This is a genomic window from Ruminococcus sp. OA3, assembly GCF_022440845.1.
In the GTDB taxonomy this organism is placed as follows: Bacteria; Bacillota; Clostridia; order Lachnospirales; family Lachnospiraceae; genus Ruminococcus_G.
The window spans coordinates 3,987,800-4,003,244 of record NZ_JAKNTO010000001.1 but is presented as its reverse complement, the minus strand read 5'-3'; the positions used below and the strand labels follow the sequence as shown (position 1 = coordinate 4,003,244).

13 protein-coding genes are annotated in these 15,445 nt (G+C 46.3%); all 13 read left to right on the top strand.

Annotation, left to right across the window (positions count from 1 at the left end; translation table 11 throughout):
* The first annotated feature begins 125 nt into the window (after window positions 1-125).
* The 13 genes from MCG98_RS18445 (at window position 126) to MCG98_RS18385 (ending at window position 15,427) form a co-directional block, all read left to right on the top strand.
* Window positions 126-1,154: a LacI family DNA-binding transcriptional regulator gene (locus MCG98_RS18445; protein ID WP_240303313.1), complete on the top strand. Its 1,029-nt coding sequence runs from the start codon at window positions 126-128 to the stop codon at window positions 1,152-1,154.
* 304 nt (window positions 1,155-1,458) lie between these two features.
* Window positions 1,459-2,472 (top strand): Gfo/Idh/MocA family oxidoreductase, encoded by a 1,014-nt coding sequence (locus MCG98_RS18440; protein WP_240303312.1) that lies wholly within the window; start codon window positions 1,459-1,461, stop codon window positions 2,470-2,472.
* Window positions 2,473-2,503: 31 nt separating this feature from the next.
* Window positions 2,504-3,373: a sugar phosphate isomerase/epimerase family protein gene (locus MCG98_RS18435; protein WP_240303311.1), complete on the top strand. Its 870-nt coding sequence runs from the start codon at window positions 2,504-2,506 to the stop codon at window positions 3,371-3,373.
* Window positions 3,374-3,555: 182 nt separating this feature from the next.
* Window positions 3,556-4,902 (top strand): transcription termination factor Rho, encoded by a 1,347-nt coding sequence (gene rho, locus MCG98_RS18430; protein WP_240303484.1) that lies wholly within the window; start codon window positions 3,556-3,558, stop codon window positions 4,900-4,902.
* Between the two features lie 111 nt (window positions 4,903-5,013).
* A complete protein-coding gene (gene rpmE / locus MCG98_RS18425; RefSeq protein ID WP_240303310.1) occupies window positions 5,014-5,223 on the top strand; it encodes a 50S ribosomal protein L31 in 210 nt (69 codons plus the stop codon).
* An 80-nt stretch (window positions 5,224-5,303) separates the two neighbouring features.
* On the top strand, window positions 5,304-6,269 hold the full coding sequence (locus tag MCG98_RS18420; protein ID WP_240303309.1) for a DUF1385 domain-containing protein: 966 nt from the start codon (window positions 5,304-5,306) through the stop codon (window positions 6,267-6,269).
* Window positions 6,266-7,114, top strand: a complete 849-nt coding sequence (gene prmC, locus MCG98_RS18415; protein ID WP_240303308.1) for a peptide chain release factor N(5)-glutamine methyltransferase — start codon at window positions 6,266-6,268, stop codon at window positions 7,112-7,114. The genes MCG98_RS18420 and prmC overlap by 4 nt, the downstream gene beginning before the upstream one ends.
* A gap of 15 nt (window positions 7,115-7,129) precedes the next feature.
* Complete coding sequence (gene prfA, locus MCG98_RS18410) at window positions 7,130-8,203, top strand: peptide chain release factor 1 (protein ID WP_240303307.1); 1,074 nt, start codon at window positions 7,130-7,132, stop codon at window positions 8,201-8,203.
* A gap of 43 nt (window positions 8,204-8,246) precedes the next feature.
* The gene (locus MCG98_RS18405; protein ID WP_240303306.1) at window positions 8,247-9,170 is read left to right on the top strand and encodes a sugar phosphate nucleotidyltransferase; all 924 of its coding nucleotides are present in this window, start codon (window positions 8,247-8,249) and stop codon (window positions 9,168-9,170) included.
* A gap of 19 nt (window positions 9,171-9,189) precedes the next feature.
* The gene (gene glmM, locus MCG98_RS18400; protein WP_240303305.1) at window positions 9,190-10,536 is read left to right on the top strand and encodes a phosphoglucosamine mutase; all 1,347 of its coding nucleotides are present in this window, start codon (window positions 9,190-9,192) and stop codon (window positions 10,534-10,536) included.
* 14 nt (window positions 10,537-10,550) lie between these two features.
* Window positions 10,551-11,588, top strand: coding sequence for a tetratricopeptide repeat protein (locus MCG98_RS18395; RefSeq protein WP_240303304.1), 1,038 nt, complete (start codon window positions 10,551-10,553; stop codon window positions 11,586-11,588).
* 71 nt (window positions 11,589-11,659) lie between these two features.
* The gene (gene hflX, locus MCG98_RS18390; protein WP_240303303.1) at window positions 11,660-12,901 is read left to right on the top strand and encodes a GTPase HflX; all 1,242 of its coding nucleotides are present in this window, start codon (window positions 11,660-11,662) and stop codon (window positions 12,899-12,901) included.
* Window positions 12,902-13,063: 162 nt separating this feature from the next.
* A complete protein-coding gene (locus MCG98_RS18385) occupies window positions 13,064-15,427 on the top strand; it encodes a ribonucleoside triphosphate reductase (protein ID WP_240303302.1) in 2,364 nt (787 codons plus the stop codon).
* Window positions 15,428-15,445 lie beyond the last annotated feature (18 nt).

The following is a 15,445-nucleotide window of genomic DNA, read 5'->3' as shown; positions in this document are numbered from 1 at the left end:
TGTTAATCTCGAATTATCTTCTGAAGAAGGTATTTATGAGCTGTTTGACAGACAATTTATTATCATGTAGAATATTCCGTAATAAATACGTTACAAGTGACTGAAGTGCGGCATGGGAGGTTAAAATGGCGGTTACATCAAAACAGATCGCAGAGCTTGCAGGTGTTTCGCGGGGAACTGTTGACCGTGCACTGCATAACCGGGGGCGTGTTAAACCGGAGGTTGCAGAGCGAATCAGAAGAATTGCGGATGAGCTGGGGTACCAGCCTCATCCTGCGGGGCAGGCTCTGGTGCTTGCGGGCAGAGAGTTTAAATTTGGCGTTTATGTGCAGTCGGTTGCGACGCCAACAATGCAGATGGTGCTTGCGGGGGCAGAGAAGGCGGCTGCTGAACTAAAAGCATTTGGAGTGACGACTCTGATTAAAACGCATCCGACAATTGATAAGAAGGCGGAGATGTCGGCGATCGATGAGTTTTTGGAGGAGGGATGTCAGGCGATCGCATTTACGCCGGTTACGGAACCGGATGTGGCAAAGCGGGTTGACGGCCTTGTGGAGTCCGGGATACCGGTGGTGGTTTTCAACGGAGACTTGCCGGACAGCAGGCGCCTGTGTTATGTGGGAATGGACAATTATGTCGGGGGTCAGATCGCGGGTGTCATGATGGGATATATGTTTGCGGGTGGCGGGAAAGTGCTGCCTATCACGGCGCACCTGACGAACTATGCCCATTACATCCGTGCAAAAGGTTTTATGGAAGTGCTGCAGAGGGATTTTCCGAAGGTTGAGCTGCTTCCGCTGCAGGCCTGTTTTGACAATGATACTTTTGCGTATGAGATTACTAAGACGGCCCTCGGCGAGCATCCGGACATTGCGGGAGTGTTTTCGGCATCGAACGGTACACAGGGTGTGTGCAGCGCGATTGAGGAAGCGGGGAAGACGGGGCAGATTCGTGTGTTCACCTTTGATGCCAATCCGATGAATGTCAAAGATCTGAAGGCGGGCCGTATCAGCCTGCTGTTTGGGCAGGGGGCCGAATACCAGGGGTACCGCCCGCTTTATATTCTCTATGATTATGTGGCAAAAGGATTGAATCCGGCGGAACCAAGTGAGTATATTGAGCCAAGCGTTGTAACAAAATATAATTTGAAGTAAGCAAAACAGCCCTCTTCAGCAGAGGGATAAAAAAGCGTGCATATTGAACGCAAATTAAAATAACTGTATCAGCATTGATACGGTTATTTTTTTGGCTTGCGTGCATAAAGCTAAAAAAAACGCTGAAATTGGGAAAATAGCCTAAAAAACATAAGCGTTTATTGTAATATCCTATGAAAAAAGGATTTTTTGGTAAAACCTATTGCGTTCTCGTGAACGCTAGAATATAATGTACGTAACAAATAGATGGACACGAATACAAAATGTATGAGTGCAGAGCAAATTAGCTATGGAGGATTTGAGAATGGATTTGAGAGTGGGTATTATCGGGTGCGGAATGATTGGTAAAGAACATGCAAAACGTCTTCAGTACAAGATCCAGGGAGTCACAGTTACCGCTGTATGCGATGTTTTTGAGGAAGGTGCAAGGGCAGCATCTGAGCTGGTCGGAGGAGTCAGGGTTTATACGGATGCTGCAGAATTGATCAACGATTCGGAAGTTGATGCGGTTGTTGTTACGACTCCTGGAAATTATCACAAAGATGCCATTCTCAGGGCCATCGCTGCGGAAAAACCGGTGTTCACAGAGAAGCCTCTGACTACAACTGCGGCAGAATGCAAAGAGATTGTAGATGCAGAAATTGCCTCCGGAAAACATCTGGTTCAGGTTGGTTTTATGCGCCGCTATGACCGCGGATACAATCAGGTCAGAGAGCTGATTGAAACTGGTGATTTTGGAGCTCCTCTGGTTTTGAAATGTACTCACCGTGCGGAGTCTGTTGCAGATGACTATACGACAGAGATGGCTGTCACAGACACAGCAATCCATGAGATCGATGTACTGCCCTGGCTGATCGGCGGTGATGAGTGGGATGAAGTTCAGTGCATTATGCCTAAAGTAACTAAAAATGCGCATGAGGGACTGAGAGATCCACAGGTTATGATTATGAAAACAAAAGGCGGCGTTGTCTGCATGCTGGAAGTCAATGTGAACTGTGGATTCGGATATGATATCAACTGCGAAGTTGTCTGCGAAGACGGCGTCATCAATCTGCCATGCCCGTCCTTCCCGACCACACGCAGGAATTTTGAGGTGGCCACTGCCATTGAAAAGAACTGGATCCTGCGTTTTATTGATTCTTATGATGTGGAACTGCAGGACTGGGTTGATAATGCAAAAGCTGGAACTACGGGCGGTTCTTCTGCATGGGACGGCTACACGGCTGCGATTACAGCAGATGCTCTTGTTGCATCTCAGAAATCCGGAAAAACAGAAAAAGTCATCACCGGCGGAACACCTGACTTCTATAAAAAATAATATGATCAGTTTAAGAAAGGAACAGGCTATTATGAAAACGGGATTTAATGAAGGATGTAATCGTTTTTGCAAAAATCATTCAGTAATGGAGGATCTGGAACTCTGTGAAAAATACGGCTTTGACTACATAGATATTCAGTCGGAATGTCTTGAGCGTGATCTTGCAGAAGGGAAATATACGGTGGATGATCTCGCTGCATGGTTTGCTGATCCGAACCATAAGCTGAAAATGCTTTCCTATAATGCACTGGTCTTTTTCAATATGAAGCAGACGCAGGAGGAGAAAGATGCAGTGATGGCCAGACTGGACAGAATTATTGGAATCTGCAACAAACTTCAGTGTAAGATGATCGTTGTTGTGCCTTCCATGGATCTGCCCGTTCATGCTACAATCGATGAGATTCGTGAAGATGCTGTCGCAGTACTCAGGGATATGGTGAAAAAAGCAGAACCTCACGGAATCAGGCTTTCGCTGGAATTCTGCGGCGCTCCGGGTATGTCGATCAATCGTTTTGAAGACGCGTATGCGATTGTGCAGGAAGTGGATTCTTCGATGGTAGGAATCACGCTTGACCAGTATCATTTCCATGCGATGGCGTCCTCTTTTGATAACCTTGAAAAGGCCGACGGAAAGAAGATTTTTGTATGGCATTTGAACGGGATGGAAAATATGCCTTGCGGTGCCGCGTATAATACAGATGAAAAGCGCCTGTGGCCGGGATTGCCGGGAGACTGTCTGGATCATAAACGCTACGCGGATACACTCAAAAAGATCGGATTTGAGGGCGGTGTATGCACGATGGAGGTGTTCCGTCCAGAATATTATGCTCTCTCAAATGAGGAGAATATCAGGACGGCGGCAGAATATACGAAAACACATGTGGAGAAATACTGGAATTAACGACGCTAAACTTATAATATGTAATAAATCAGGTGCATCTGCGAATGGAACAACAGTTCGCAGATGCACCTTTTATCAGGGTTGTGAGAAAGGAAAATTTTTCGGTGTTGTATGAAAGGTTATGATTTGGTATACTGGAAGTAACTGGAACCTGATTTTCGAATACGAGGTAAATGGATTTGATGAGAGAAAAATATGAAACATTACAGGTAGGAGTATTGCGTGATGCTGCTAAAAGACGTGGTTTAAAGGGAATATCCACGATGAAGAAGAGCGAGCTGATTGAACTTATGGTGCAGGAAGATGAAAAAGAGAAACTTGAAACCGCACCTGAGAGTGATTCAGAAAAACGGATTGAAAAAGAGACAGAAGAAAAGGGCAGGGTAGATTACAATCAGCTTGACAGCGGTGAATCAGCGAACGGTATCCTGGAAGTGATGAGCGACGGATATGGGTTCATCCGATGTGAAAACTATCTCCCAGGGGAACATGATGTTTACGTTTCTCCGTCTCAAATACGCCGTTTTAATCTCAAAACCGGTGATATTCTTCAGGGTAATACCCGGGTGAAATCCCAGAATGAAAAATTCAGCGCGTTGCTGTATGTAACTAGGATAAACGGCCTGTCTCCGAATGAAAGCGTGAAACGCTGCAACTTTGAGGATATGACGCCTGTTTTTCCGAATGAACGCCTGCGGCTGGAACGCCAGGGTGGAAGTCTGGCGATGAGGATTGTGGATTTGGTAAGCCCTATCGGAAAAGGACAGAGAGGTATGATCGTTTCACCTCCAAAGGCAGGAAAGACGACACTTCTCAAGGATGCTGCAAAATCAATTCTGAAGAACAGTCCGGACATGCATCTGATTATTCTGCTGATTGATGAACGGCCGGAAGAAGTGACGGATATAAAAGAAGCGATCAAAGGGCCGAATGTAGAAGTTATATATTCGACGTTTGATGAACTACCGGAACATCACAAACGAGTTTCGGAGATGGTTATTGAAAGGGCGAAGCGTCTGGTTGAACATAAAAAAGATGTGACGATCTTTATTGACAGTATTACACGTCTTGCGAGAGCGTATAATCTCACGGTGCCGCCAAGCGGCAGGACGCTTTCCGGCGGTCTGGATCCGGCAGCGCTTCATATGCCGAAGCGTTTCTTTGGCGCCGCCAGAAATATGAGAGAGGGCGGAAGCCTGACGATACTGGCAACGGCTCTTGTGGATACCGGCAGTAAGATGGATGATGTTGTGTACGAGGAGTTTAAAGGAACGGGTAATATGGAACTTGTTCTTGACCGGAAACTTCAGGAGAAGCGGGTGTTTCCTGCTATTGACATTGGAAAATCAGGAACACGCCGTGATGATCTTCTTCTGACTCAGGAAGAGCAGGAAGCAACGTATATTATGCGGAAAGCGCTGAATGGAATGAAATCAGAAGATGCGGTAGAAAATATCCTGAACATGTTTTCGAGGACGAAGACAAATCTGGAATTTGTACAAATGGTGAAAAAACAAAAATTTCTTTAAAGAAACTTGCATTTGTAATAAGGACATGATATAATTCAAAAGCTGTTTAAATTGAGAAAATCGTGATATGATTTAAATAATGAAGAATAACAGATAGAAGAGGTGAAAAAAATGAGAGAAGGAATCCATCCAGAGTACCATCAGGCAACAGTAACCTGCAACTGCGGTAATACATTTACTACGGGATCTACAAAGAAGGATATCCACGTAGAAATCTGCTCAAAATGCCATCCGTTCTACACAGGACAGCAGAAGGCAGCAGCTGCACGCGGACGTATTGATAAGTTTAATAAGAAATACGGAATGAGCGATAATAAATAAGAGACGTTAAAACAGGTTGAGATTGGCACAATCTCAACCTATTTTTCTAATGTGAATAGATTTAAGGGGACAATATATATATGAAATCATCAAATATTGGCGGGCAGGCAGTGCTGGAAGGAATCATGATGCGCCATGAGGATGTGTATTCGGTGGCGGTACGTAAACCGGACGGTGAAATCGAAGTAAAGACGGAGCCGTATAAAAGCATTATAAAAAGTCCGCTGCTGAAAAAGACGCCGATTGTCCGTGGAGTGTTTAACTTTATAGAATCACTGGTGGTCGGGATGAAATGTCTGACCTATTCCGCAAGCTTTTATGAAGATGAAGAAGAGGAAACGGTGACGCTGACAAGGGAAGAACAGGAAAAGGCGGACGTAAAAAGAGAGAAGCAGGACAAATTGCTGATGTATGGGACGGTTGCATTTTCCATCGTACTGTCGGTGGCTATTTTTATCATGCTTCCTTATTTTATTGCAGGATTTCTGAGGAGTATCACATCATCAGAACCCATTATCGCGATCGCGGAGGCGGTCGTTCGAATCATCATTTTTCTTGGATATATCATGCTGATTTCCAGGATGAAGGATATTCAGAGGGTATTTATGTATCACGGTGCAGAGCATAAGTGCATAAACTGTGTGGAACACGGAATGGACCTGACGGTTGAGAACGTCATGAGCAGTTCTCGGGAGCATAAACGCTGCGGTACCAGTTTCCTGCTGTTTGTCATGGTGGTAAGCATTATTTTCTTTCTGTTTATCAGAGTCTCATCACCGTGGCTTCGTGTAGTGGTTCGTCTGCTGCTGGTTCCTGTCATTGCGGGGGTTTCCTATGAGATTATACGGCTTGCAGGGCGCAGTGATAATAAAATTGTAAATCTGCTCAGCAAGCCGGGAATGGCTCTCCAGAGACTGACAACAAGAGAGCCGGAAGCGGATATGGTAGAAGTTGCGATCGCGGCAGTTGAAGCAGTGTTCGACTGGAGGACGTATTTAACTGCGAATTTTTCAGACGAAGCCTTCCGGGAAGGACAGCCCGAATGAGGACCCTGGGCGAACTTCTCAGGGAAGGAAGACAGTATCTGTCGCAGCGCGGAATAGAAAACGGCGAAGCAGATGCATGGTATTTGTTGGAATACGTATGCGATATCGATAAGAACTATTATTTTATGCATACGGATGATATAATAGAGGAAGCAAAAGAAGAGCAGTACAGACTGCTGGTCGGGCAAAGAAGCCGGCATGTTCCGCTTCAGTACCTGACCCATACAGCTTATTTTATGGGTCTGTCTTTTTGTGTAAATGAACATGTATTGATACCCAGACAGGATACGGAAATCCTGGTTGAGACTGTGCTGGAGAGGATTCCGGAAGATTCACGGGTCCTGGATCTCTGTACGGGCTCAGGCTGTATTGTAGTCAGCCTTCTAAAATACGGCCGTCGCCTTCAGGGCACCGGGTCGGATATCTCTGAGTACGCACTTGAAACAGCGGGAAAAAACGCAGCCAAAAATGGAGTGAATGCCAGGTTTATAAAAAGCGACCTGTTTGAGAACATAGAAGGGCGTTACGATGTAATCGTATCCAACCCGCCGTATATTCGCACGGATGTCATACCGACCCTGATGGATGAAGTGCGCCTTCATGAACCGCTGCTTGCGCTGGATGGAAGAGAAGACGGCCTGCATTTTTACAGGCAGATCATCCTGCAGGCCGGACAATATCTGGAAGAAAATGGACTGCTGGCGTTTGAGATCGGATTTGATCAGGGAGAAGCGCTGACAGAACTGCTCTGTGATGCGGGGTACCGGGATATACAGATCATCCGGGATCTTGGTGGACTGAACCGTGTGGCACTGGGGAAAAAGTGCGGCAAAAGAAAGAAATAACAGGAGGAGAGCATCATGTTTGATAAATTGGAAGATCTTCTGATCCGTTTTGAGGAGATTTTAAGTGAATTGAATGAGCCGACGGTGGCTAACGATCAGACCAGATTCCAGAAGCTGATGAAAGAACAAAGTGACCTGCAGCCGATAGTGGATGCATATAAAGAATATAAGAAGTGTAAGCAGACAATAGAGGACAGTCTTTCCATGTTAGAGGAGGAATCTGATGCGGATATGCGGGAGATGCTGAAGGAAGAGCTGTCTGATGCAAAAAAGAGGACGGAAGAGCTGGAACATACGCTGAAAGTCCTGCTGCTTCCGAAAGACCCGAATGACAGCAAGAATGTAATCGTGGAAATCCGCGGCGGAGCGGGTGGAGATGAAGCGGCGCTGTTTGCGGCGGAAGTATACCGTATGTATGTGAAATATGCCGAATCACACCGCTGGAAAACGGAATTGATCAGTCTGAATGAAAACGGAAACGGCGGTTTTAAGGAAGTCACTTTTATGATCAATGGAAACGGAGCCTATTCACGTCTGAAGTACGAAAGCGGTGTACACCGGGTGCAGCGTGTACCGGAGACTGAATCCAGCGGGCGGATCCATACGTCGACGATCACAGTTGCGATCATGCCGGAGGCAGAGGAAATTGATTTTCAGCTTGATATGAATGACTGCAAATTTGATGTGTTCCGGGCATCCGGAAACGGAGGGCAGTGCGTCAATACGACGGACTCTGCCGTGCGTCTGACACATATACCGAGTGGTATCGTGATTTCATGTCAGGATGAAAAATCACAGCTCAAGAATAAAGAAAAGGCACTCAAAGTGCTGAGGGCCCGCCTTTATGAGATGGAGCTTGAAAAACAGCATGATGCCGAGGCGGAGGCCAGGAGAAGCCAGGTCGGTACGGGGGACCGTTCCGAGAAAATCCGTACCTATAATTTCCCGCAGGGGCGGGTGACGGACCACAGGATTAAACTGACTTTGCATAAACTGGATAACATAATGAACGGAGACCTGGAAGAAATCATTGATAGTCTGATAGCCGCTGATCAGGCTGCAAAACTCAGCAAACTGCAGGATGATTAAAGATCAGGCTGCTGAGGAAAAGAAAAAGCACAGGAGAGAAGTTATGGAGAAGAAAACAGCACTGGTAATCATGGCGGCCGGTATCGGAAGCCGGTATGGAAAAGGTATTAAGCAGCTGGAGCCGGTAGGTCCGAACGGGGAAATTATTATGGATTACTCCATTCATGATGCACTGGAAGCCGGGTTTAATAAGGTTGTGTTTATTATTCGAAAAGATCTGGAGAGCGACTTTAAACAGATAATCGGAAACCGGATTGAAAAGCTGACAGAAGTAGTATATGCATTTCAGGAGCTTCAAGACCTCCCGGAAGGATTTGAGAAACCGGATGACCGAACAAAGCCATGGGGTACGGGGCAGGCGGTTTTGAGCTGTAAAGGGCTGATAAAAGAACCGTTTGTAGTGATCAATGCTGATGATTATTATGGAAAAGAACCATTTGTAAAACTGCATGATTATCTCGTAAGTGAGATGCCCGCAGCGGACGGACACTACGACATTTGTATGGCGGGATTCATGCTTGGAAATACACTCAGTGACAATGGTGGTGTGACCCGTGGAATCTGCCGGATGGATAAAGAAAATAATCTGGTCGGTATTGCGGAGACGAAAAATATTATAAAAACCCCGGAAGGTGCCGGCATCCAGACAGAAGACGGAATTGTTCCGGTTGCTGCTGATGCTAAAGTATCCATGAACATGTGGGGGATGCAGCCTGAATTTCTGGATGAACTGGAGAGTGGATTTGTGAAATTTCTCTCTGGATTATCAGCTGAAGATTCGAAGCAGGAATATCTTCTGCCTACGATAATAGACGGGCTGCTGCAGGAGAAACGTGCAGATGTACACGTGATCAATACCGGTGCACAGTGGTTTGGCGTAACGTACCAGGAAGATAAGGATTCTGTTGTGGAGGCGTTTAGAAAGCTGATTGCCCAAGGAGTCTATCGGGAAAAGTTGTTTGATTAGAGTGATAAGGAGAGGCAGTATGGGAAAATATTTCGGAACTGACGGATTCAGAGGGGAAGCCAACATCGATCTGACGGTAGAGCACGCTTATAAAGTCGGCCGTTTTCTGGGATGGTACTTCGGACGGGAGCATAAGGCACAGATCGTGATCGGCAAAGACACAAGGCGCAGCAGCTACATGTTTGAATATTCACTTGTGGCTGGACTTACGGCGTCCGGAGCGGATGCGTATCTGCTCCATGTTACGACAACGCCGAGTGTATCATACGTTGTGAGGACCGAAAATTTTGACTGCGGCATTATGATCTCCGCAAGCCATAATCCGTTCTATGATAATGGAATTAAAATTATCAACGGTATGGGACAGAAGATGGAAGCGGATGTGGAAGCGAAAATAGAGACGTACATCGATGATGAGATACCGAAGATCCCGCTGGCTGTTAAGGAAGATATTGGACGGACGGTAGATTTTTCAGCGGGCAGAAACCGATATATAGGCTATCTGATTTCATTGCCGACCCGCTCCTTTAAAAATATCAGAGTCGGTCTTGACTGTTCCAACGGAAGTGCATTCTCCATCGCAAAGAGTGTTTTTGATGCGCTGGGCGCAAAGACGTATGTCATTCATAACGAGCCGGATGGCACGAATATCAATCAGGACTGCGGATCGACTCATATCGAAGTTTTGCAAAAATTTGTGAGGGAAAAACATCTTGATGTGGGATTTGCCTATGACGGAGATGCAGACCGCTGTATTGCTGTGGATGAGACTGGCAAAGTGATTGACGGAGATCTGATTTTATACGTATGTGGAAAGTACCTCAAAGAGCAGGGACGACTGGATAACAATACCATCGTAACGACTGTCATGTCTAATCTGGGGCTCTATAAAGCCTGTGACCGTGAGGGCATCCATTATGAAAAGACGGCAGTGGGTGATAAGTATGTCTGTGAAAATATGATGACATACGGTCACAGCCTGGGTGGTGAGCAGTCGGGGCATATTATTTTCAGCAAACATGCGACGACGGGAGACGGGATCCTGACTTCGCTGATGGTCATGGAAGTGATACTGGAAAAGAAGCTGCCGCTTTCCGTGCTTGCATCGGAGGTTGTCATCTATCCGCAGCTGCTGAAAAACGTGCGTGTTGCAAACAAACAGGAGGCCCGTGAGAATTCAAAGGTACAGGAAGTCGTGAAGTCTGTCAGCGAGCAGCTGGGAGAAGACGGACGTATCCTGGTGCGTGAGAGTGGTACAGAGCCTGTCATCCGTGTGATGGTTGAGGCGGAAAATGATGCAATCTGTCAGGAGTGTGTGGACAGAGTGATCCGTGTTATGACGGAAGAAGATTTGATTGTGGGTTAAGAGGAACTGTTCAGATGAGAAAAAAGTGTTTGGTGTTTGCAGCCTGTGTGGTTATCCTTACAGCAGGCTGCGGCAGTTCTGCAAATGAAGAATACTATGATGACGGAATTGCCTGTATGGAAAACAGTGATTATGAGGAGGCCGTTACACTGCTGAATCAGGCGATTGAGCAGGAAGAACGGCTTCCGGAAGCTTACCGGGCGCTTGGCATCAGCCAGTATGAACTGGGAGACAGTGCAGCTGCCATTGCTGCATTTTCAAGGAGCCTGAATTCCCTTGAGAATACAAACGTAGAGTTTGAAAAGGATGTCATGTACTATCTTGCACTGGCACGGAAGAATTATGGGGAGTATGAGAAAGCAGCCGAAGTGTATACGGATGTGTTGAAACTGGAAAAAGATCCGGAGACCTATTTTCTAAGGGGCGGTGTATATCTGGAACTGGAGGATGAGGAACAGGCCAAAAATGATTTTGACAGTGCAGTGGAAGACAGCCGGGATTATGAAATGTATCTGAAAATTTATCAGGCATATGCGGATAAAGGTGATACGATAACAGGAGAAGAGTATCTCCAGAGGGCTCTTGGGTTAAAGCCCAGGGAGGCATCCGATTATTATAACCGGGGCAGGATCTATTATGAACTGAAGGACTATGAGAGTGCCAGGGAAGAGCTGACTCAGGCCATCAATGAAGGGGATGCAGATGCAGTTCTGCTGCTTGGAAAGGTCTATCTGGCGATCGATGATGCGGCCAGTGCCCGAGGCCTCTACCAGGATTATCTGAAAGAGGAAGAAAATCAGGCCAAAGCATATAATGGGCTTGCGATGTGTGATATTTTCGAAAAAAATTATGATAATGCGCTGAGCAACATAAAAAAAGGTCTGGAGTGTAAAGATGCCACGGAAACCCAGAGCTTATTGTTCAATGAGATCGTCGTGTATGAATATATGCTTGATTTTGAGACAGCAAAATCAAAAATGGCAGAATATCTGGAAAGGTATCCGGACGATAAGACTGCCGTGAGGGAAAATGAGTTTTTGAAAAGCAGATAACTGCGCAATGGGGAGCGCAGGTAAGGGGAGAAGTAACCAAAAAAGTTGCATTTTACAAACAGGGGTGGGCTATGCAATTATATGAGTCAAAAAACATTGAAGAGCGGGTCATTTTGATTGGGATTCAGACAGATGCCGGCGACGACACGCAAAAATCATTGCGGGAGCTCGAGGAACTCGTCGAAACAGCCGGAGCTGTTACGGTGGGCGAGGTCATTCAGAAAAGAGAAAACATACATCCGGGAAGCTATGTGGGACCCGGGAAGCTGGAGGAGCTCAGAGAGCTGCTGTATACACTGGATGCTACGGGAATCGTCTGCGACGATGAATTATCCCCGGCACAGTACGGAACTCTGGAAAGTGAACTGCAATGTAAGGTTATGGACCGAACGCTTGTAATTCTGGATATTTTTGCCGGGCGTGCCGTCACAAAAGAGGGAAAACTGCAGGTTGAACTTGCGCAGTTGAAATATCGTGCCGCCAGGCTGGTGGGGCTGCGAAATTCGATGTCCCGTCTTGGAGGCGGGATAGGTACGCGCGGACCCGGTGAGAAGAAGCTGGAGATGGACCGCCGTATGATCCGCAACAGAATCACGCAGCTGAAGCAGGATCTGGAAGAAATGAAACGTCACAGAGAGCTGCTGCGCGGTCAGCGAATAAAGAGTAATCAGAAAGTGGCGGCGATCGTAGGATATACCAATGCAGGAAAATCCACTCTTTTAAATACCCTGACAGGTGCGTCGGTACTGGAAGAGAACAAGTTGTTTGCGACGCTGGATCCGACGACCCGCGTGCTTGACCTGCCGGGCAAACAGCAGATTTTATTGACAGATACCGTTGGTTTTATACGGAAACTGCCGCACCATCTTGTAGATGCATTTAAGAGTACGCTGGAAGAGGCAAAATTTGCAGATATTATTATACATGTGGTGGACGCGTCAAATCCGCAGATGGATGAGCAGATGCATATTGTGTATGATACGCTTCGGCAGCTGGGAATAGAAGGAAAGAAAATTATTACGCTCTTCAATAAACAGGATCAGGTAGACTGTCCTGAAAATCTGAAAGATCTTCAGGCTGACTGTATCATCAGGACATCAGCGAAGACCGGGACAGGCATGGAAGAACTGAAGGAAGAACTGGTGCGCATGCTTCAGGCCGAGCAGATTTATATTGAACGTTTCTATGGATACGACAGAGCGAATGTCATCAGCATGATCCGACAGGTCGGACAGGTTGTGGAAGAGGAATACTATCCGGAAGGTATTTCTGTCAAGGCTTATGTACCGGTGGAAATATATGGAAAAGTGTGATGGAAAAAGTCCGTAAATTTGCGGGAGCCCCTAGAAATGGGGGCTCCCGGTTGTCCAGCATACAATATATGGTATTTTGCGTATTGACGGGTCCGGCATCCTTTGATATGATAGTTCCATAGCGCAGTCAGGGACTTAAGGATTGCAGAGGAGGCAGATGTAATGTTTAAAGTAGAAAAAAGAGACGGAGCCATAGCTGATTTTGAGCTTGCGAAGATTACCGAGGCGGTCGGCAAGGCATTTGAAGCAAATCAAAAGCAATATAGTCAGGATATGCTGGAGATGGTGAGTCTGCGTGTCACCTCTGATTTTCAGAAAAAAATCAAAGAGGATAGGGTTAATGTAGAAGATATTCAGGACAGTGTGGAAAATGTTTTGATACAGTGCGGATATTCTGACGTGGCAAAAGCGTATATCCTGTACAGAAAACAGCGGGAAAAAGTCCGCAATATGAAATCCACGATCCTGGATTACAAAGAGATCGTAAACAGCTATGTCAAAGTGGAGGACTGGCGTGTAAAAGAGAATTCCACAGTAACGTATTCAGTAGGCGGCCTGATTTTAAGCAACAGCGGTGCGGTAACTGCCAACTATTGGCTGTCCGAGATTTATGATCCGGAGATTGCAGATGCACATCGAAATGCAGATCTGCATATTCATGATCTGTCCATGTTGACCGGGTATTGTGCAGGCTGGTCGCTGAAACAGCTGATCATGGAGGGCCTGGGTGGAATAAAAGGAAAGATTACATCCTCGCCGGCGAAACACTTAAGTGTTCTCTGTAACCAGATGGTCAATTTTCTGGGCATCATGCAGAATGAGTGGGCAGGAGCACAGGCATTTTCCTCTTTTGATACATACCTTGCACCGTTTGTTAAGGTAGATAATCTTTCTTATCCGGAAGTAAAGAAATGTATTGAATCATTTATCTACGGGGTCAATACGCCAAGCCGCTGGGGGACGCAGGCACCGTTTTCCAATATTACACTGGACTGGACGGTACCCCAGGATCTTGCAGAACTCCCGGCGATTGTCGGCGGAAAAGAGATGGATTTCAGGTATAAAGACTGTAAGCCGGAGATGGATATGATAAACCGCGCGTTTATTGAGACAATGATTGAGGGAGATGCCAATGGAAGAGGCTTCCAGTATCCGATTCCCACATATTCCATCACATCCGATTTTGACTGGTCGGATACGACGAATAACCGTCTGCTGTTTGAGATGACCGCAAAATACGGTACACCGTATTTTTCAAATTATATCAACAGCGATATGGAACCGAGCGACGTGCGGAGTATGTGCTGCAGGCTGCGCCTGGACCTGAGGGAGCTTCGCAAGAAAACAGGAGGATTCTTCGGTTCAGGTGAGAGCACCGGTTCGGTGGGGGTTGTGACCATCAATATGCCACGTATCGCTTATCTGGCAAAGAACGAAAAAGATTTCTATCAGAGACTGGACCATATGATGGATCTGAGTGCAAGGTCACTTCATGTGAAGCGAGAAGTCATTACAAAGCTGCTGAATGAAGGGCTTTATCCATATACGAAACGATATCTGGGGACTTTTGACAATCATTTTTCAACAATCGGGCTGATCGGTATGAATGAAGTTGGACTGAATGCGAAATGGCTCGGGGGAGATATGACGGATGTGCGTACACAGGAGTTTACAAAAGAAGTGCTGAACCATATGCGCAATAAACTATCTGATTATCAGGAAGAATATGGAGATCTCTATAATCTGGAAGCGACACCTGCTGAATCGACAACGTATCGTCTGGCAAAACATGACCGGGCAAAATGGCCGGATATCAAGACAGCCGGAAGCAAGGGAGACACGCCGTACTATACCAACAGTTCACATCTTCCGGTCGAGTTTACATCGGATATCTTTGATGCACTGGATATCCAGGATGAACTTCAGAGTCTGTATACTTCGGGGACGGTGTTCCATGCGTTCCTTGGTGAAAAACTGCCGGACTGGCAGTCTGCAGCGTCCCTGGTCCGGAAGGTTGCAGAGAATTATACGCTGCCGTACTATACATTATCACCCACTTATTCTGTATGCAAAGATCACGGATATATTGCAGGTGAACATTTTACATGCCCGACCTGCGGACAGCCGGCAGAGGTTTACAGCAGGATCACGGGGTACTATCGCCCGGTTCAGAACTGGAACGACGGCAAGAGTCAGGAGTATAAAAACCGGACAGTATATGATATCGGGAATTCTGCGATAAAGAAATCGAAGAAGGCAGCGGCAGCTGTCATCGATGAGACGGTAGCCGTGGAAAACGGTGAAGGATTTAAATACCTGTTTACGACAAGTACCTGTCCCAATTGTAAAGCGGCGAAGGAGATACTGGAGGGAGAGGCATTTGAAATAATCGATGCTGAGGCGAATCCGGATCTTGCAGCGAAGTATGGGATCATGCAGGCGCCGACACTTGTGGTAGTGGACGGCGATAACATGAAGAAATATGTAAATGCTTCAAATATTCAGAAGTATGTGGAGACACACTGAAGATTTATCTGTAAAAGT

Coding starts and splice junctions, on each gene's coding strand:
- MCG98_RS18445 (WP_240303313.1), top strand. CDS start 126: ATGGCGGTTACATCAAAACAGATCGCAGAGCTTGCAGGTGTTTCGCGG.
- MCG98_RS18440 (WP_240303312.1), top strand. CDS start 1,459: ATGGATTTGAGAGTGGGTATTATCGGGTGCGGAATGATTGGTAAAGAA.
- MCG98_RS18435 (WP_240303311.1), top strand. CDS start 2,504: ATGAAAACGGGATTTAATGAAGGATGTAATCGTTTTTGCAAAAATCAT.
- rho (WP_240303484.1), top strand. CDS start 3,556: ATGAGAGAAAAATATGAAACATTACAGGTAGGAGTATTGCGTGATGCT.
- rpmE (WP_240303310.1), top strand. CDS start 5,014: ATGAGAGAAGGAATCCATCCAGAGTACCATCAGGCAACAGTAACCTGC.
- MCG98_RS18420 (WP_240303309.1), top strand. CDS start 5,304: ATGAAATCATCAAATATTGGCGGGCAGGCAGTGCTGGAAGGAATCATG.
- prmC (WP_240303308.1), top strand. CDS start 6,266: ATGAGGACCCTGGGCGAACTTCTCAGGGAAGGAAGACAGTATCTGTCG.
- prfA (WP_240303307.1), top strand. CDS start 7,130: ATGTTTGATAAATTGGAAGATCTTCTGATCCGTTTTGAGGAGATTTTA.
- MCG98_RS18405 (WP_240303306.1), top strand. CDS start 8,247: ATGGAGAAGAAAACAGCACTGGTAATCATGGCGGCCGGTATCGGAAGC.
- glmM (WP_240303305.1), top strand. CDS start 9,190: ATGGGAAAATATTTCGGAACTGACGGATTCAGAGGGGAAGCCAACATC.
- MCG98_RS18395 (WP_240303304.1), top strand. CDS start 10,551: ATGAGAAAAAAGTGTTTGGTGTTTGCAGCCTGTGTGGTTATCCTTACA.
- hflX (WP_240303303.1), top strand. CDS start 11,660: ATGCAATTATATGAGTCAAAAAACATTGAAGAGCGGGTCATTTTGATT.
- MCG98_RS18385 (WP_240303302.1), top strand. CDS start 13,064: ATGTTTAAAGTAGAAAAAAGAGACGGAGCCATAGCTGATTTTGAGCTT.